This window comes from Pantoea sp. A4 (assembly GCF_000295955.2).
Lineage (GTDB): Bacteria > Pseudomonadota > Gammaproteobacteria > Enterobacterales > Enterobacteriaceae > Pantoea > Pantoea multigeneris.
Genome location: NZ_ALXE01000039.1, coordinates 65,201 through 82,800, shown reverse-complemented (window position 1 = coordinate 82,800; position 17,600 = coordinate 65,201). Strand labels below are relative to the sequence as shown.

Sequence of the window (17,600 nt, the reverse complement as noted above, 5' to 3'; positions counted from 1 at the left end):
ACATAAGTTCCAGATTGCTTATGGTGTACAAGATTCGTAGGCGGCAGAAACTGGACGTTTAAATGTTAAGCTAGACGCAACTTACCCTGATATCGTTAAGTGAACATACTCTTTTATGCAACACGATCAAAAAAGGCTTCCATTAGGAAGCCTTCATTGAAAAATTATTCGCGTTCCGACCATCGTTGAGTAGGGGCGGGCGCTTACATATATAGAGTTTCCTCTGGGAACGAATTATGGTTGCCTGGATTCAGCATGTCAACCTCAATCTGTCACGAAGATAGTCACGTGCCGATCACAAATTTGGCGTTTTTGTCTAAGTTCATGGAAGGTATACTGAATCTATGAAACCTTATGGATAAGAACAATGACAATTAAAGCTATCACAGAGTCCCTCTCAACAGCCAGGTTCGCAACATACCAGCTACCTATCTTGGGCGGCGCTTCTCCAGAACAATGCCTTGGCATCTATCTGTGGAATAAGCAGCTTGCGAGTGCTTTTCTACCTGCACTTCAAGTCATTGAAATTTCGCTTCGTAACGCTATCTATCAGTCCTGGATAGCACATGAAGAAGAGCAAGTTGAGCTGAATTTCCAGCCGCAAGATTGGGAGAAAGAAAAAGGAAGAATTGATAAGCTCTGGTTTGTTAATAAGTTTACAAGGCATAATAACTTCATTGCATGGAGTAATATCCAAACAGCGGAAAAACAACTTAATTATGAAAGAAAACCTTTAAATCAAGAAAATTTTATATCCAAGTTAACCTTGGGTTTTTGGGTCTCTATGGTACAAAAAGATTTTGATGTACAAAAAAATCTTACCTTACATTATGGCCACATTTAAGGCACCGAGTCTTTCCGAATGCGGTAGATTCTATCTCAGTATCTCCATTGTCAATAAATAGCATAGGGAATGAACTTAAAGATATCAATAAGATAAGAAACAGGCTTTCTCATCATGAACCTTTGTTGCGCAATAAAAAAGCATACTAGGTTGAGGATGTAATAAACAAAGTTATTGAACATTATGATAGATGCCTAAAAGTGATCTATTGGATAAATCCCTCTAATCTAAAGTTACTTGACATAATTGAGAGTAATGCGCGAATGTCTGAACTTTGCTCCTTACATTCTCTCTGGAAGAATAAACAGCTGCCTGTAGGAATTCCCACTCTGCAAGTGAGGACAAATTGGTCGAAAGGGATTAAACTTAACCCTGAACACACGGGGGAAATAATAAATATCACTGCTGCCAAAGTGTTGATTAAGAGTGAAAAAAATCAGGAGGTTTTTCATGGAGAAGATAAGGCTATGCTGGGAGGAATCAATGTTTTTTCCCTTAATGATAAGGTTCGATTCACACCAGAAGCAAGCTCCGCAAAATATCCTAATGCAAGGAATATTGTGAAGCTTTAATTAAATGTTATTAATCATCTCATACTATTAGCCACCATTAAAGCCGTGGCCCGCCGCCGTTAAAGCGTTGGCTGAGCTTTTGTTGCAGGAAATCAAGAAACAGGCGGGTAAATTTACTGCGCTGCCGGTGCTGAGGGAAAACTGCCGTCAGGTTCAGCGGTGCGGGTTCAAATCCACTCAGCACTTGTACCAGTTTGCGTTCCTGTAACGCCTCGGCGACGATAAAATCAGGCAGCAACACCAGCCCCAAGCCGGCCACGGCAGCATCACGCAGCACTTCACCGTTGTTACTCACCATCGGGCCGCTCACATCAAACAGCTTTGTGCTGCCGTTGTGGCGCAGTTCCCAACCGTTTATGCCTTCGCGGCCAAAGCGCAGGCAGGCGTGCTGGCGCAATTCTTCAGGCATTTGCGGCGTGCCAGTGCGCAGCAGGTAATCAGGGCTGGCGCAGATCAGACGCTTCAGCTCGCCAAAACGACGGGCCATCAGAGAAGAGTCGGGGAGGGTGCCGATGCGTATCGCAATATCAAAACCCTCGCCCACCATATCAACATAGCGATCGGCCAGCTCTACCTGGAATTGCAGTGCAGGATGCATCGCAAGGAATTCGGCCAGCAGCGGAGAAAGATGGCTCATACCAAACGACATAGGCAGGCTGATCTTAAATATCCCCTGCAATGCCTGCTGGTCTGAGGACATGTCTTGCTGTGCTTCAATTACATCATCCAGAATCCGCTGTGCATGCTGACTAAAACGATGGCCAGCCTCGGTGACAGAAAGCTTTCGCGTATTACGTAGCAGCAACTGTGCGCCTAACGTCTCTTCCAGTGCCGCCATACGACGGCTGACATACTGCTTTGACAGCATCAGTTGTTCGGCTGCATCGGTAAAACTGCCTGCGCGGATCACGCTGAGAAAGATTTTTAAATCATCGAGTTGCATGTAGTTGCCTGGTGATGGGAAAGCGATATGCGATGGCGGAAAGCATAGCAGATTGGCGGTCCCAGTTCCTCGGTTCTCAGCGGGATAATCCCCCGATTCCTGCTAAAACCTACGCTCAAGGAATCTTCTGAATTCGATCCAACAACCGCTAAAGTTGGCGGATACTGTCAATTATTCTCTGGCCGCAGTGAGAGACGTATACTGCTCCCGGTGCCAGGCAAGGCAGATGATGATCTAAGGTTGAGGAAAACATGAGCGCAGACAAACAGATTCATATAGCGGCGGCGATTATTACCGATACAGCAGGGCGTTGCTTGCTGGTGAGAAAACAGAACACCACGCACTTTATGCAGCCGGGCGGGAAGATAGACACAGGCGAAACCGCTACCGCCGCGCTGGTGCGTGAGTTAGCTGAGGAGTTGGCGGTGAGCATCACCTCCGATGACCTGTTCTACCTGGGGAAATTCAGCGACAGCGCCATTAATGAGCCGGGCTGCGAGGTGATCGCGGAGATCTATCATCTGCGGACGGATAAAAAAGATTTTGTTCCCGCCGCTGAAATAGCCGAAGTCATGTGGTATCCGGCAGACGACGGTCGTCAGGTTCCGCTGGCACCCTTAACCGAAAATCATTTACTGCCGCTGATCCCACAGCTCACTCAGTAATGATCATCGCAGGCATCAACAACACGAAAAGCTGATGCCTTGACCATTCCCTTCCTGGACCTCTGTCATTCTTTTGTCATAACTGCCTCATGCCGCTGTCAGTGGCGCGCGCCTATCCTCATCACATCCAACCAATGAGGAGTAGATCATGAAATATTCACGTATCGCTGCGGCCGCTGGTCTGTTGCTGGGATTGATGGGCGTTGCCCAGGCGCAACCCGTTAAAAATATCGTGCTGGTGCACGGCGCATTTGTTGGCGGAGCGGGCTGGCGTCCGGTGTACGATCGCCTGACGCATGACGGTTACCACGTGACGCTGGTGCAGGAACCGCTGACCAGCTTCGCTGAAGATGTGACGGCAACCAAACGTATCCTCGATCAACAGAATGGCCTGGCCATCCTGGTCGGCCACAGTTACGGCGGTGCTATTATCACCGAGGCGGGTAATGACTCTCACGTTGCCGGACTGGTGTACATCGCCGCACATGCGCTGGATCAGGGGGAAACCGAAGCGATCAACGGTAAAAAATACCCCAACAGTGCGCACCCGTTTGCGAAATCTCCCGACGGCTTCCTGACCATTGCGCCGGAGAATTATCACGCTGATTTTGCCGCAGATTTACCTGCCGCTCAGGCTGATTTTGAAGCGCACGCGCAAATGCCCACTTCGGCGAGCGTCTTTACGGCCAATATTCCTGACCCGGCATGGAAAACCAAACCGAGCTGGTACATGGTAGCGAAGGCAGACAAAATCATTAATCCTGATCTGGAGCGGATGTACGCAAAACGCGCGCACAGCCATACTGTGGAAATCAGTGGTGCCAGCCACTCAGTGTATGAGTCCCATCCGCGTGAGGTGGCAGCACTTATTGAACAAGCGGCACAACACGCCTTACCTTGATACTGGAGCAACCATGAAAATTCTGGTCATAGAAGACGAAGCGAAAGCGCGCGAATACATGCGCCACGGCCTGACAGAAGCGGGTTACGTGGTGGATGTAGCCGACAATGGTCAGGATGGCCTGTTCTACGCGCTTGAGCATCACTATGACCTGATTTTGCTGGATGTGATGATGCCGGGGCTGAATGGCTGGGAAGTGATGGCTCAATTACACAATAAAGTGCAAACCCCGGTGATCTTTCTGACGGCAAAAGGCACGCTGGAAGATCGCATCAAAGGTCTGGAGACCGGAGCCGATGATTATCTGGTGAAACCGTTCTCCTTTGCCGAACTCCTGGCGCGGGTGCGCACTTTATTGCGGCGGGGCAGTCAGCTTAAGCGGCCTGATATGCTGACAATACAGGATCTGCAACTGGATGTAGCCCGACGTCGGGTTGAGCGCGCGGGTCAGCGTATCGATCTCACCAATAAAGAGTTCAACCTGCTGCTGCTGTTTATGCAGCATCCTGGTGAGGTGTTAACGCGCACGATCATCGCCTCACGCGTCTGGGATATGAACTTTGACAGTGATACCAATGTGGTGGATGTGGCTGTCAGGCGGTTACGGCAAAAAATTGATGAGCCTTTTGCTCACCCTGTTATCCATACCGTACACGGCGTGGGTTATCGCTGCGAAGATACCCAATGAAACGCTCACTCACGCTGCGCCTCTCACTGATGCTGGCGCTGGTGGTGGTAGCCGTGATGGCATTAAGCGGCATCGTGCTCTATCACTCGCTGGCACGGCAAATTGAACAACGCGATGACGGTGCGCTGGTGACGCGGCTGGATCAAGTCCGCACCCTGCTGGGGAATGAAGATGCTGTGCAGATGATTCAGCAAAAACCGGGATTGTTTGCCAACATGCTGGGCAACACCGAATCTCTGCTGGTGCTGCGTTTTCCCCACCATCCTCCCTTAATTGAGGTCAATCCGGGCAAAAGGACTATTCCGCACATTACCCCCGTGGCCGCCAATAAGCCGCTCACGCTGGCCGCTGTCAGCCATAAGTATGCCGCAGACGGGACCCCCTTTATTGCTGCCGCTGCGCTGGCTTCCACCCAGGATGGGATCGGAGATATCGAAATTATTACCGGTCGTTTGATGACAGAACGTACGGCAACGCTGGCGAGCTACCGACAACAGATTGTGGGGCTGACTGCGCTGGCAACGCTGATTGTCATGCTGGCCGCCTGGTTGCTGGTGCGTTACTCACTGCGCACTTTGCACGACGTGGCGCATACCACCGCCGCCATTGACGTGCGGCAACTGGCTTACCGTTTCCAGCCGGATAATTTACCGCAGGAGTTGCAACCGCTGGTGGTGGCGATTAATCAGATGCTGACGCGGCTGGAAAACGGCTTCCAGCGGTTGAGCCAGGTCTCTGCGGACATGGCACACGATCTGCGTACGCCGGTACATACGCTGCTGGGACAAACGGAAGTTGCACTGAGTCAGGATCGCAGCGTGCCTGACTACCAGGCGCTGCTCGGCTCTAATTATGAAGAGCTGGAACGGATGTCTCGCATGATCGATAACATGCTGTTCCTGGCCAGAGCTGAAGATCCGCGTCAGGCAATCACTATTCAATCCCTCGATCTGGCCGCGTTGGGGCAGGTATTGGCGGACTATTTTGAGGGCATCGCAGAAGAGCGGCAGATGACTTTGCAGGTCAATTTGCAGGGAACCGTCAACGCCGATGCGGATCTGCTGCGGCGCGCGCTGGCTAATTTGTTGTCCAACGCGCTGCGCTACGGCACGGAGGGAACCGAGGTTCGCGTGTTTAATCATCTTCATGCCATCAGCGTGGAGAATCTTGGCCCTACTTTAGCGCTCTCCGCACAGGAACGTCTGTTTGACCGTTTCTGGCGTGCAGATGATTCACGTCAGCTCTCTACCCACGGCAGTGGCCTCGGCTTATCGATTGTTGCCAGCATTATGCAATTGCATCAGGGGCGTTGTGAGGTGAAGAGTGAGCAGGGTGTAACCTGTTTTACGTTGGTGCTACCGGAATAACTTGCGCAAGACCACACTTTACCTATGGGGAGTGTGGCTGACGTAACAGGAATGGAGTATAAAGAGCGCCATTGATAAGCATGGCTGAATGGTTTTCATCTCTGCCATGGGAAAACTGCCCGAACACTGGCATAAATAACTTGAGGGAATTAAGTTTTGCCTGAACTTACGCATCTGCTCACCTTTGGCCTGGTTTCATTGGGCATGGTATTAACCCCCGGCCCGAACATGATTTACCTTATTTCACGCGCCCTGTGTCAGGGGAAAAAAGCCGGGTTGATTTCGCTGGGTGGGGTGGCCTTGGGCTTTGTGTTCTACATGCTCTGCGCCGCGTTCGGTATTACTGCCTTTTTGTTCGCGATCCCCTATGCCTGGGACGTCTTACGCTTCGCTGGTGCGGGCTATTTGCTCTATCTGGCCTGGGGAGCGGTGAAACCCGGCGGGAAATCCCTTTTTACGCTGCGCGAGCTGTCAGAAGACTCTGGTAGGAAGCTGTTTACCATGGGCTTTCTGACCAACCTGGCGAACCCGAAAATTGCCGTGATGTATCTCTCCCTGCTGCCGCAGTTTTTAACCCCCGATCATGGCAGTGTCCTGACGCAGTCTCTCGCGCTGGGGATCACGCAAATTGCCATTAGCCTCTCTGTGAACGCCTTGATTGTGCTGTTGGCGGGCACTATCGCGGCGTTTCTGGTGATGCGCCCAGGTTGGCAGCAGGCGCAGCGTTATGTCATGGGGTCGGTACTGGCGGCCCTGGCGATCAGAATGGTGTTACAAGGTAAAAGCTAAAGCGGTTACGAACTGGCGCGCAAAATCGCCGCACGACGCTGACGTTTATCGCTCCAGACAGCAAAGATACCTGCCAGTGCCACAATGGCTGCGCCCATCAGCGTGGTAGACGCTGGCAGGTTGTGCAAGAACAAGTACCCAATGATCATTGACCAGACCAGGGTCGTATAATCAAACGGTGCCAGCAGGGAAGCGTCGCTGTAGCGCAGGCTAAGCGTGACCAGAATCTGCGCCAGCCCACCAAATAAGCCGCAGCCAATCAACAGCACCAGTTGCAGAGTGGAAGGCATCTTCCAGCCGAATACCCAGCTCGCCAGGCCAATGAATGTGGTCATCAGAGAGAAATAGAACACAATCGCACCGGGTTTTTCCACGCCATTGAGAAAACGGATTTGAATATTGGAGGTGGCGGTACAAATCGCGGCAATAATCCCGAAAGCAGCGCCCAGCGCGGCCCCAGACTGTGCCCCTGTGGAGGAGAATAGTCCTCCGTCAGCGGTGAGGCTGGCGGAAAGCATAATAATAATCCCACTGAACCCCACCACCACGGCGAGCCAGCGAGTAAAGCGCACGGTTTCCTTCAACAGCAAGGCGGCCATGATAACGGTGAACAATGGCGCGGCGTAGCTAATGGCTGTGGCATCGGCCAATGAAATATACACCAGCGCCAGATAGTTAAAGTACATGCCACCGGTCCCGGAAAAGCCCCGAATCAAGTGACCAAACAGGTTTTTGGTTTTGATACTTTCAATCACGTCACCCTGAATTTTTAACCAAATCAACAGCGGGATCAGGGCAAAGAAAGAACGGAAAAAGATCACTTCGCCGGTTGGTATGCTGCCTTGTAACCCTTTAACACAGGCCAGCATTAATGTGGCGCAGAGCGTCGCCAGCACTTTCAGGGAAATACCAAGACGGGGATTCATGTGAGTACCTTTCATTCGCGTGATGGCTCGACGGAGCGTGATGTCAGCCAGTGAAGGCCTACCTTAGAGCGCAACAGCAGGTGCCCGATAAGATAATTTTGTTGTGGTTGGATAGCCTTTCCTTATCACGCCGGGCAGTCATATAAATCCCCTATCTGCCAACAGGCTTAACCTCTTACCCGGCTTCAGGCAAAGCGGATATAGTCGCAAAACATCGAGAAAACGATGCACACAGCGAAATTAATGACCGCGCAGCCGTTGCGCGACTTTTAACAACGGGGAAATCAGTATGAGAATAAAAACGCTCTCTTATCTGGCACTGGCATTACCAGCGCTGCTGACGGTCACTGCGGTTAAAGCGGATATGCTGTCAGATATTAAGGCTCGCGGAGAATTGCGTTGCGCAGTCTACTCGGATGTTCCCCCGTTCTCTTCACCCGATCCACAAACGCGTCAACTGGTGGGTATGGATGTTGATCTTTGTACGGCGCTGGCGAAGCAAATGGGCGTGAAATTACAGCTGATGCCAACCTCTGTGGAAGCACGCATCGCGGTGATTGCCACAGGACGGGCAGACGTGTTGATCGCCAATCTGGCTTACACCAAAACCCGTGGCAGCCAGATTCAGTTCAGCGACCCGTACTACATCGCTAAGGAAATGCTGTTAGTCAAGCAGGCAAATGCCGACCAACCGCTGAGTTACTTTAAAGGCAAACGCATCAGCGCGACAAAAGGCACCACCTCTGAGCAGTCGATTGGGCTGAAAGGGGGCAAAGCGGTCACCTTCCAGGATACCGCTTCCGGCTTCCTCGCCCTTGAGCAGAATAAGTCCGTGGGCTTTGTGACCAATACCATGACGGCGATCAAACTGATTACCCAGGCGAAAAAAGACGGTATTGAGCTGGCAATGGCGAAAGAACCGATGGCGCTGGAGCCGATTGGCATTGGCATGAAAAAAGGGGAAGAATCGTTGCTGACCAGCGTCAATGCCAGCCTGAAAGCGATGGATGATGCAGGCACCATCGATTCCATCTGGAATACCTGGATTGGGCCCAATACCGAATACAAAATGGTACGTGAAGATCGCGTACAACCTTTGTCCAGTCTGAAGTTTGAACCACTGGAATAGAACTAATGAGTGTGTCTGCACACGGGAGCGATTGCCAGTGGCTATTGTAATGAAGGATCAGGATGTCCGCCTTTCTACTATGGGAAGCCGTGCCTGGCTGGTGGAAGCGCCAGGGGCCTTTGATCTGCCCGCGCAGCGCCGGATCTGGTCGCTGGCACAGCAGCTCAATCAGCGTGAGGACATTGAAGCGTTGATTCCAGGTGTGACGAACTTGCTGGTGCTGTTCCGTCATACGCCAGCAGATCCGCAGTCGACGGAAGCCAGTTTGCGCCACTACTGGCAACTGGCCCGTGCCGTAGATCCCCAGGGCAAATTGATTGAGATCCCGGTGTGGTATGGCGGCGAACATGCTTCAGACCTGGTGGCGGTGTGTGAACACACGGGCCTGAGTGCTGAAGAGGTGGTTCGCCGCCACTATCAGGGACAATACACGGTGTTCGCTGTAGGCAGTGCGCCAGGTTTTGGCTATCTGCATGGGCTCGACCCGTTGCTCGCAACCCCGAGAAAAAAAGTGCCGTCGCTTAATATGTTAAAAGGCACGGTCACCATTGGCGGACCGCAAGCGGGGGTTTCCGTATTGACCGGGCCGAATGGCTGGAACGCGATTGGTTACGCTGAGCTGGAAGTTTTCAATCCCCATGCGGAAATCCCTGCGTTGATGGCGCCTGGGGACAAAATTCGCTTTGTGCCGGAGAGGATCGAACTGTGATTGAAATCGAGCAAAGTGCCGCACTGAACACGGTGCAGGATCTGGGGCGGACGCAGTGGCGTCATCTGGGGGTCTCAGTCAGTGGGGTCATGGACCCGCTGGCACTCCGTGCGGGTAACCTGTTACTGGGCAACCCGCAGGATGCTGCGGCTATTGAAATCCAGATGTTTCCTTTTAGCGTCACTTTTCGCACTGATACGGCGATAGCGTTAACCGGTGCGGATTGTCGTGCGCAGCTTGATGGCATCGATCTCCCGGCATGGTGGGGATGTGAAGTAAAAGCGGGCCAGCGACTGGTGTTGCGTTTTCCACGTACGGGGGCACGGAGCTATCTCTGCGTCGCCGGGGGTATTGATGTTCCACAGGTTTTGGGTTCGCGCAGCACCGCACTTCGCGGTAGCTTTGGCGGCTTTTCGGGTCGTCCGCTACAGCGCGGAGATCGTCTTGCTACAGGCGTTCGGCAAGGGGCCGCGTTACCTGCTGGAGGCGTGGGCATTGAGCCACCCGACGAGGCGCTTAAGTGCGATTTTGGCCGAAATCCTGAGGGGCTGGTGCAGATCCGTGCGATGCCTTCAGGTGAATATCCTTTATTCGCTGCGGATGCCGCACGCTTTTGGCAGCAACCGTGGAAAATCTCCATGCAGAGTAACCGCACCGGCTATCGGCTGGCGGGTGAGCCGATTCAGCCTGAAAAGGTGATTGAGATGCGCTCTTATGGCCTGATCCCCGGCATTATCCAGGTCCCGCCAGCCGGTGAGCCGATCATTCAGCTCAGTGATGCCAATACCGCGGGAGGCTATCCGAAAATCGCCTGCGTGATAGAAGAGGATTTGTGGCGTCTGGGACAGCTACAGCCAGGCCAGTCTATTCAACTGGTGCTGTGTGATGCGCAACAAGCCATTGAAGCCCGTGCGGCGATTGAACGCTGGTTACAGCGGATTCAACGCACGATCCCGCTATTCAGAGAGGCTTGTGGAGCTTAAAAAGGAAACTGATGATGAAAATTGATGTGAATTCCGACATGGGAGAAGGCTTCGGCGTTTATCAGCTGTGTGATGACGATGCCATGATGAATATTGTCTCCTCAGCCAACATCGCCTGCGGTTTTCACGCGGGTGATCCTGCCATCATGACCAACATGGTCCGGCTGGCGAAGGCGCGCGGTGTGGGTATCGGCGCACACCCGGGTTTCCCCGATCGCCAGGGGTTTGGTCGCCGTGAGATCCCTTTCTCCGATGATGAAATTTGCCAACTGGTCGCGTATCAGGTGGGTGCCCTGATGGGGATTGCGGCGGCGGAGGGAGTGCGGGTTGCACATGTTAGCTTCCATGCGGCGCTGGGTAATGTGATCAACCGGGACGAGGCACTGGCGCTGCGGGTGATGAGCTGTCTCGCCCGGCTGGACGCATCGTTCATCATCTTTTCCCAATCGGACACCATCATTGAACGCGCCGCCATCGCAGCAGGCCTGCGGAGTCTGACGCTGTTTCTGGCGGACCGTGCCTATCAGGCGAATGGCCAGTTGGTCCCACGCGGCAAGCCAGGTGCAGTGATCAATGATGAGGCGACGCTGCGTGCCCGCGTGCGACAGTTTCTCCAGACCAGCAGCGTCACCACCTATGAGGGTGAAAACCTGCCGCTGCGTGCGCGCTCTATCCTGGTACACAGCGACACGCCGGGTTCCGTCGAACTTGCGACCATCATTCGCAGTGAAATCGAAGCCAGCGGCAACAGTGTCGCTCCGGCCAGCGATGTTCTTGCTCAATAACGCTGAGCCTCGCCGTTAACGGCGAGGTTTTTTCCTTTCAGAGTGTCACTGCATCCATCTTTTCTTCAAAGGGTACTCCCACCTCTTTCGGTGGGAGTACCCTTTGAAGAAAAGATGGCTTTCTACCTGTAACGCTGCACACAGAAGCCTTCTCAAAAGTGAACGTGGTCACGCCCTATAATCTTTGAGCAGGCGACTTGCCTGCTCTGAGTACAGTGTTTAGCGGCAACCGGCACAGAAGGCAGCAAGACGATCGCAGCCCGTTTCCAGACGCTCCATGCTGGTGGCATAAGAGATGCGGAAATAAGGGCTCATACCGTAAGCGGCACCCTGAACGGTGACGACATGCTGCTCTTCAATCAAGGCCATGACGAAGTCCGTATCATTATGGATTTTTTGCCCGCCCGCGCTGGTTTTGCCGATGAAAGCCGCAACATTGATGAACAGATAGAATGCCCCTTGTGGCTGATGACAACGCAGTCCCGGAATGTCTTTCAGACGATTCAGTACATAGTCACGGCGCTGGCAGTAAATCCCGGCGCGTTCCTGCAACAGATCTTGTGGGCCATCCAGTACCGCGATAGCCGCTGCCTGCGTCAGGGTGGTGATACCGCCGCTGTTCTGCGTATTCACATTACTCATGGCTTTGATCAGGGGAGCGGGGCCGCCACAAAAGCCCAGTCGCCAACCGGTCATTGAATACGCTTTGGAGACCCCATTTACCGTCAGCGTGCGGTCAAGCAGGCGTGGCTCGACCTGCGCGATGGTCCAGAAGGTCACGCCGTCATATAACAGGTGCTCATAAATATCATCAGACAGTATCCAGACCTGCGGATGGCGTAACAGCACATCCGCCACCGCCTGCAATTCCGCCTGGGTGGCCACGGCACCGGTAGGGTTGCCAGGGTAGTTAATTAACAGCCATTTGGTTTTAGGCGTAATGGCGGCTTCAATATCTTCTGGCAGCGGTTTGAAACCGTTCTCTTCCAGGCAGTTCACCAGTACGGGCACACCACCGGCAAATTTGACAATATCGGCATAGCTGATCCATGACGGAGCAGGGATCACCACTTCATCACCAGGATTAATGGTCGCCATCATCGCATTGAAGATGATCTGCTTAGCACCACCTGCTGTCAGGATCTGGCTGACGTCGTAGCGCAATTCATTATCACGCAGGAACTTGCGTTGGATCGCCGCGCGCAGCGCAGGCGTACCGTCTGTTGGCGGGTAACGCGTGTCGCCTGCGCGTGCCGCGGCATAAGCGGCTTCAATCGCATGGTCTGGTGTAGGGAAATCCGGCTCTCCGGTGGAGAGTGTCACGACATCAATACCCTGTGCGGCAAGATCGCGCGCTTTTTGCGTCATGGCGACAGAGGCGGAAACAGTAACGTTCTTTAGGCGATCTGCAATATCAGGCATAGAAAACAGGTCCAGGTTGGTTGATCAGCAAACAAGCCGCATGGCAACGCCAGGAGAGCAACGTTGAAGCAGCAGTGACGTGGGAAAAGCATAGAGCGCTGCGCTTCGCGGCTGTAATAGTGCTTTGTTGTGGTGACATAACCCAACCCGATGGCTGGTGCATCCGCACTGTGATGGTGCAAAAGGTGGCGTTTCGGCTGTTCTTCGGCGGTCAAAAGGTCGCAGGGGGCTGCAAATGCGTTGGCATAATTCTTGCTTATGATAAAGGGAACGTATTACGCAGGAGTGTGCTATGAACCTTCGTCGCCTGAAGTACTTTATTAAAATTGTGGATGTGGGCAGCCTGACCCAGGCCGCAGATGTCTTGCATATTGCTCAGCCAGCATTGAGCCAACAACTGGCTACCCTGGAGGGGGAGGTTAATCAGCAGCTCTTGATTCGTACCAAACGTGGCGTCACGCCCACGGAAGCAGGCAAAATCCTCTATACCCATGCTCAGGCCATTTTGCGTCAGTGCGATCAGGCACAAAGTGCGGTGGATGGGGCAGGACGCGAGTTAACGGGAAATGTGTCAGTAGGCCTGGCACCAGGCACGGCTGCGCAGCAGTTAGCTTTACCCCTGATGGCGGAAGTGCAACGTCAACATCCGGGCATTGTGCTCTATTTTAATGAAAACTTTGGTACCACATTAAGTGAGCTCATCATGAATGGCCGCATGGATATGGCGGTCATTTATGATAACCGCAATATTCATGGTCTGCGTTTTCTTCCCTTAATGAAAGAGAACCTCTGTTTTGTTTGCCCACGCAAACTGTCAAAACCGCTGAAAGAGATTACCCTGCAACAAGTTGCTCAGTTTGAACTGTTCTTGCCGCGTATCTACAACATCATGCGCAAAGTGGTGGACGATGCCTTTGCCCAACAAGGTATTCATTATCGGGTGACGTGCGAAATTGAATCGCAAACCACGCTGAATGCCGCGCTGATGGCGGGGATGGGGTGCACCATCATGCCGGAATCCGCCGCGCGGGCCATGCTGGATCACGCCGATGCCTGGATGGCAAAAATCATTGAGCCGGATGTTCAGGCCTCGCTCTCTTTCTGTATGTCAGACCATTTGCCGCTTTCTCAACCGGCAGAAGCGGTGAAGGATATTCTCCTGTCATTAATGGCGAAACGCACTGCTGATAACCGCCCACTGACGCTGGTGATGTAATAAGCCAGCCTTATTGGCGCAAAGCAAAACCCTCTTATCTGGCCGATCGATCCGCACGCTACAGTGATCTTCACCGCGTGTGGCTTCGGCACGCGCAAATAATGTAGCTGCAACGGAAAAGTTATGGAAAGAAACGGCATTGCCTTAACACACATACGCCTGATGGCACAAAAAATGCGCAGTGCGGGTCTGGGCGAAATTCAGTGGCAAGACGAAAACACCTCGGTGCGTTTGCGTTTTGCGCCTGCAGCGGTGCAGGCCCCGGTGCTCCTCGAGCCAGAAAGTAAACCTGCTGCGCTGACCCCCGTTGTGGCGACATTGCCGGGTCAGGTCGTGCTGGCACACCCCAGCGCGGGTGAACCACTGGTGCAGCCCGGACAGCGGGTTAAGCAGCACCAGCTGCTGGCCTTACTTAAAGTCGGACCACTCTATTTACCGGTGCACAGCCCGGCGGAAGGGAGGGTAATCGATGTGCTGGTGGAGTCGGGCCAGATTGTTGAGTATGGCAGCGAAATCATGCAGTTAAGCGGAGCCGATTGAGTGCGCACGGTGTTATAAGTGGCCCTTATTGCCTCAAATCTTTTATGTCTTATACCCAGATTGCATTACTGCTTACAGTCAAACCACAGACAAAAAATGGCAGTTAAGCTGCCCGAACAGGAGAAATGCGATGCCTTTTTCAGATTATAAAGTGGCGTTAGTGACCGGGGCTTCAGCAGGTATGGGCGAAGCGATTGTTGAACGGTTGTGCCAGGAAGGGATTACGGTTCACGCGGTTGCCCGCCGTAAAGAACAGCTGGCGGCCCTGGCCGATCGTACCGGTTGCATTCCCCATGCGGTGGATGTGGCTGACCTCGCGGCGCTGACCGAACTGTGTCGTGATTTGCAGGTTGATATTTTAGTGAATAACGCTGGTGTTTCTCATCCGGGTTCGATTCTGCAAGCGGATGAAAACGTCATTGATACTCAGATTAATGTGAATTTACGTGCTGTGCTGCACCTGTGCCGCTTACTGGTGCCGGGAATGGTTGAGCGCGATCGTGGCCACGTCATCAACATCACGTCGATTGCGGCCATCTACAACTTCAATGGCAACTCGGTCTATCACGCCACAAAAGCGGCTGTTCATGCACTTTCACGCCAACTGCGCGTGGATTGCTACGGTAAGCGCGTGCGCATTACTGAAATCTGCCCTGGCCGTGTCGCGACCGATATCTTTGGCAATGTGTCGGGCAACCATGAAGAAGCACAGCGTCAATATATTGACGGTTTTGAGTTACCGGAAGCGAAAGATATCGCTGACTGCGTAGCGTTTGCCGTCTCTGCGCCTATTGCCGTGAACATCGGCAATATTGAGATTACCCCCACGTTGCAGGTACCTGGCGGATTATCCACCATGCGTCCCGGCGACCGTGTTTCCTGAACACCGGAGAAGATGCCATGGCACTCGATTTCAGCGCAGTTTTAAGCGGCAATTATGGCCAGATGATCGTTCAGGGTATGGAAGTGACCCTGGAGCTGGCAGTGGGTGCCTGGCTATCCGCCATGGTCATTGCATTGGTACTGGTGGTGATGCGTCTGGCTAATCATCGCATCCTGACTTTTTTCGTTGCGGCATGGGTTTCTTATCACCGTAATGTGCCGACGTTGATTCAGCTCATGATGTGGTATTTCGCGCTGCCCACCCTGCTGCCGGAATCGATTCAGATGTGGATCAACGATCGTAATGCTGAGTTCATCTTTTCCATGATTGCACTTGGGCTCTGCCAGTCCGCCTATTTCTCTGAGGATATTCGCAGTGGTTTGCGGGCCATTCCTGCCGGGCAAACTGAAGGTGCACGCGCCCTTGGAATGAGCTATCTGCGTGCAATGTGGTCGGTGATTTTGCCGCAGGGCATTCGTAATGCGTGGCCTGCGTTGATCAATCACACAGTGTTGTTGTTCAAAAATACCAGCCTTGCGATGGCGATTGGCGTGGCAGAACTGACTTATGTCACGCGAGATATTGAAAACCAGACCTTCCGTACTTTTGAGTCTTATGCGGTCGCGACGGTGGGATACCTGGCCTGCTCATTGTTCCTGATGGCCGTGGGTGCGGTACTGGCTCGGCGCTTTCAGCGCGCTTACGCGAGGTAATAGAACATGCTCGACTTCTTCACGATTTTGCATGACAACGGCATGCTGTTACTGATGGGGCAGTACCCTAACGGGCCGTTGGGCGGATTGCTGTGTACGTTGGTGATTTCACTCCTCGGCATTGTGTTTGCTTTTCCGGTTGGACTGTTATTGGGGTTAGCCCGTCTCGCCTCATGGCGCTGGTTACGCATATTTGCTGCCTGCTGGGTTTACCTGGTGCGTGGTGTCCCGCTAATGATGGTGGTGTTCTGGACCTACTTCTGTGTGCCTTTGTTGATCGGACATAACATTAGCGGGTTCAGCACCATGTTATGTACGCTGGTGATCTATGAAAGTGCCTACATCGCGGAAATCGTGCGTGGTGGTATTCAGTCATTACCGTCGGGGCAATATGAAGCCTCTCGTGCATTGGGTATGGGGCATATTAAGACGCTGCGGTTAGTGATTTTGCCTCAGGCGCTCTACAACACCTTACCCAGCCTGGTGAGCCAACTGGTTTCTATCATTAAAGACAGCACGTTAGGTTATGTGATTAATGTGCCGGAACTGACCTTTGCGGCGAATCAGGTAAACAACCAGCTGCTGACCAAGCCGTTCCAGGTGTTTGCGATTGTCGCGCTGGGGTATTACATCATCAACAGCAGTTTGACCTGGCTTGCGAACCGGCTGGAAAGAAATATCGCCAATAAACGCCTTAATCAACGTACTGATGAGGCAAATGTCACCGCACCGCTGGTGCTCACTAAATCACAATCACAATAAGGAGCCACCATGCGCCCGATGATTCTGTTTAACCAGGTGAATAAATGGTATGGCGAATACCAGGCACTGACCGGCGTCAGCGCGGAGATCAAAAGCGGTGAGGTCGTGGTGGTATGCGGTCCTTCCGGCTCGGGGAAATCGACGCTGATTCGCACGGTAAACCGACTAGAACCGATTGAGCAGGGCGAAATTCTGTTCGACGGCATGGATATTCACGGAAGCAGCACGCGTCTGAATCAACTGCGTACCCGCATTGGTTTTGTTTTCCAGAACTTTAATCTGTTCCCGCATGTTTCTGTGATGGAAAACATCATGATGTCACCGGTAAAAGTGTTGGGTATCAAACGCAGTGAAGCCCGGCAGCACGCAGGAGAGTTACTGGAGCGTGTCGGCTTGTCCCATAAAGCCGATGCCTATCCCTCGCAGCTATCGGGGGGGCAGCAGCAGCGTGTTGCTATTGCGCGCGCTTTGGCTATGAAGCCGCCGGTGATGTTGTTTGATGAGCCGACTTCCGCGCTGGACCCTGAAATGGTGGGTGAAGTGCTGAATGTGATGCGCGGTTTGGCTCAGGAGGGGATGACCATGATGTGTGTGACCCACGAGATGAACTTTGCCCGGGAAGTGGCGGATACCATCTGGTTTATGGATAAGGGACAAATTCTGGAGAAAGCGTCGCCGGAAAACTTCTTCACGCGGCCACAACATGCACGTTCGCGTCAGTTCCTCAATGATCTGTTAGCGCATTAAAACCAAAACGGGAAAG

Annotated in this window: 20 protein-coding genes; 17 read left to right on the top strand and 3 right to left on the bottom strand. The window is 52.9% G+C overall.

The genetic code is table 11. The features are described from left to right. The first annotated feature begins 367 nt into the window (after nt 1-367). Together B880_RS27130 and B880_RS27125 are read left to right on the top strand one after the other, a co-directional pair. Nucleotides 368-844: an Abi family protein gene (locus B880_RS27130; protein WP_237761024.1), complete on the top strand. Its 477-nt coding sequence runs from the start codon at nt 368-370 to the stop codon at nt 842-844. A 263-nt stretch (nt 845-1,107) separates the two neighbouring features. Beyond that, nucleotides 1,108-1,416 carry a hypothetical protein gene (locus B880_RS27125; protein ID WP_237761023.1) on the top strand — a complete coding sequence of 103 codons (309 nt, stop codon included), beginning with the start codon at nt 1,108-1,110 and terminating at the stop codon, nt 1,414-1,416. 37 nt (nt 1,417-1,453) lie between these two features. Here the strand turns inward: B880_RS27125 and B880_RS0117140 are convergent, their stop codons facing one another. Further along, nucleotides 1,454-2,359, bottom strand: a complete 906-nt coding sequence (locus B880_RS0117140; RefSeq protein ID WP_017348678.1) for a LysR family transcriptional regulator — start codon at nt 2,357-2,359, stop codon at nt 1,454-1,456. A gap of 251 nt (nt 2,360-2,610) precedes the next feature. Here B880_RS0117140 and B880_RS0117135 point away from each other — a divergent pair, with 251 nt between their 5' ends. The 5 genes from B880_RS0117135 (at nt 2,611) to B880_RS0117115 (ending at nt 6,769) form a co-directional block, all read left to right on the top strand. Next, entirely contained in the window at nt 2,611-3,024 is a 414-nt protein-coding gene (locus B880_RS0117135) for an NUDIX hydrolase (protein WP_017348677.1), read from the top strand. Nucleotides 3,025-3,172: 148 nt separating this feature from the next. Continuing rightward, nucleotides 3,173-3,925: an alpha/beta hydrolase gene (locus B880_RS0117130; protein WP_017348676.1), complete on the top strand. Its 753-nt coding sequence runs from the start codon at nt 3,173-3,175 to the stop codon at nt 3,923-3,925. 13 nt (nt 3,926-3,938) lie between these two features. Further along, nucleotides 3,939-4,613 carry a heavy metal response regulator transcription factor gene (locus B880_RS0117125; RefSeq protein ID WP_017348675.1) on the top strand — a complete coding sequence of 225 codons (675 nt, stop codon included), beginning with the start codon at nt 3,939-3,941 and terminating at the stop codon, nt 4,611-4,613. Then, nucleotides 4,610-5,980: a heavy metal sensor histidine kinase gene (locus B880_RS0117120; protein WP_017348674.1), complete on the top strand. Its 1,371-nt coding sequence runs from the start codon at nt 4,610-4,612 to the stop codon at nt 5,978-5,980. Before B880_RS0117125 ends, B880_RS0117120 begins: the two co-directional genes overlap by 4 nt. 156 nt (nt 5,981-6,136) lie before the next feature. Further along, a complete protein-coding gene (locus B880_RS0117115; RefSeq protein ID WP_017348673.1) occupies nt 6,137-6,769 on the top strand; it encodes a LysE family translocator in 633 nt (210 codons plus the stop codon). Between the two features lie 5 nt (nt 6,770-6,774). Here B880_RS0117115 and B880_RS0117110 read toward each other — a convergent pair whose 3' ends face one another. Then, nucleotides 6,775-7,695, bottom strand: coding sequence for a DMT family transporter (locus tag B880_RS0117110; RefSeq protein WP_017348672.1), 921 nt, complete (start codon nt 7,693-7,695; stop codon nt 6,775-6,777). 289 nt (nt 7,696-7,984) lie between these two features. Here B880_RS0117110 and B880_RS0117105 point away from each other — a divergent pair, with 289 nt between their 5' ends. From B880_RS0117105 to B880_RS0117090, 4 genes are read left to right on the top strand one after another with little or no spacing between them, the layout of a single operon-like run. Continuing rightward, nucleotides 7,985-8,824 carry a transporter substrate-binding domain-containing protein gene (locus B880_RS0117105; protein WP_017348671.1) on the top strand — a complete coding sequence of 280 codons (840 nt, stop codon included), beginning with the start codon at nt 7,985-7,987 and terminating at the stop codon, nt 8,822-8,824. 49 nt (nt 8,825-8,873) lie between these two features. Beyond that, nucleotides 8,874-9,533: a 5-oxoprolinase subunit PxpB gene (gene pxpB, locus B880_RS0117100; RefSeq protein WP_051005711.1), complete on the top strand. Its 660-nt coding sequence runs from the start codon at nt 8,874-8,876 to the stop codon at nt 9,531-9,533. Beyond that, nucleotides 9,530-10,516 carry a biotin-dependent carboxyltransferase family protein gene (locus B880_RS0117095; protein WP_017348669.1) on the top strand — a complete coding sequence of 329 codons (987 nt, stop codon included), beginning with the start codon at nt 9,530-9,532 and terminating at the stop codon, nt 10,514-10,516. Before pxpB ends, B880_RS0117095 begins: the two co-directional genes overlap by 4 nt. A gap of 14 nt (nt 10,517-10,530) precedes the next feature. Continuing rightward, nucleotides 10,531-11,301, top strand: coding sequence for a 5-oxoprolinase subunit PxpA (locus B880_RS0117090; protein ID WP_017348668.1), 771 nt, complete (start codon nt 10,531-10,533; stop codon nt 11,299-11,301). Nucleotides 11,302-11,520: 219 nt separating this feature from the next. On the opposite strand, the gene B880_RS0117085 is transcribed toward B880_RS0117090, so the two are convergent. Then, the gene (locus B880_RS0117085) at nt 11,521-12,723 is read right to left on the bottom strand and encodes a pyridoxal phosphate-dependent aminotransferase (protein WP_017348667.1); all 1,203 of its coding nucleotides are present in this window, start codon (nt 12,721-12,723) and stop codon (nt 11,521-11,523) included. 292 nt (nt 12,724-13,015) lie between these two features. On the opposite strand from B880_RS0117085, the gene nac reads away from it, so the two are divergent. The 6 genes from nac to B880_RS0117050 all read left to right on the top strand — a co-directional run bounded on the left by nac (nt 13,016) and on the right by B880_RS0117050 (nt 17,584). Next, entirely contained in the window at nt 13,016-13,939 is a 924-nt protein-coding gene (gene nac / locus B880_RS0117075; protein ID WP_017348665.1) for a nitrogen assimilation transcriptional regulator NAC, read from the top strand. Nucleotides 13,940-14,062: 123 nt separating this feature from the next. Next, nucleotides 14,063-14,479, top strand: a complete 417-nt coding sequence (locus B880_RS0117070; protein ID WP_017348664.1) for an acetyl-CoA carboxylase biotin carboxyl carrier protein — start codon at nt 14,063-14,065, stop codon at nt 14,477-14,479. Between the two features lie 130 nt (nt 14,480-14,609). Beyond that, entirely contained in the window at nt 14,610-15,362 is a 753-nt protein-coding gene (locus B880_RS0117065; RefSeq protein ID WP_017348663.1) for an SDR family oxidoreductase, read from the top strand. Nucleotides 15,363-15,379: 17 nt separating this feature from the next. Then, nucleotides 15,380-16,075: an amino acid ABC transporter permease gene (locus B880_RS0117060; RefSeq protein WP_017348662.1), complete on the top strand. Its 696-nt coding sequence runs from the start codon at nt 15,380-15,382 to the stop codon at nt 16,073-16,075. 6 nt (nt 16,076-16,081) lie between these two features. Then, nucleotides 16,082-16,837: an amino acid ABC transporter permease gene (locus B880_RS0117055; RefSeq protein WP_017348661.1), complete on the top strand. Its 756-nt coding sequence runs from the start codon at nt 16,082-16,084 to the stop codon at nt 16,835-16,837. A gap of 9 nt (nt 16,838-16,846) precedes the next feature. Further along, nucleotides 16,847-17,584, top strand: a complete 738-nt coding sequence (locus tag B880_RS0117050; RefSeq protein ID WP_017348660.1) for an amino acid ABC transporter ATP-binding protein — start codon at nt 16,847-16,849, stop codon at nt 17,582-17,584. The last annotated feature ends 16 nt before the right edge of the window (nt 17,585-17,600 follow it).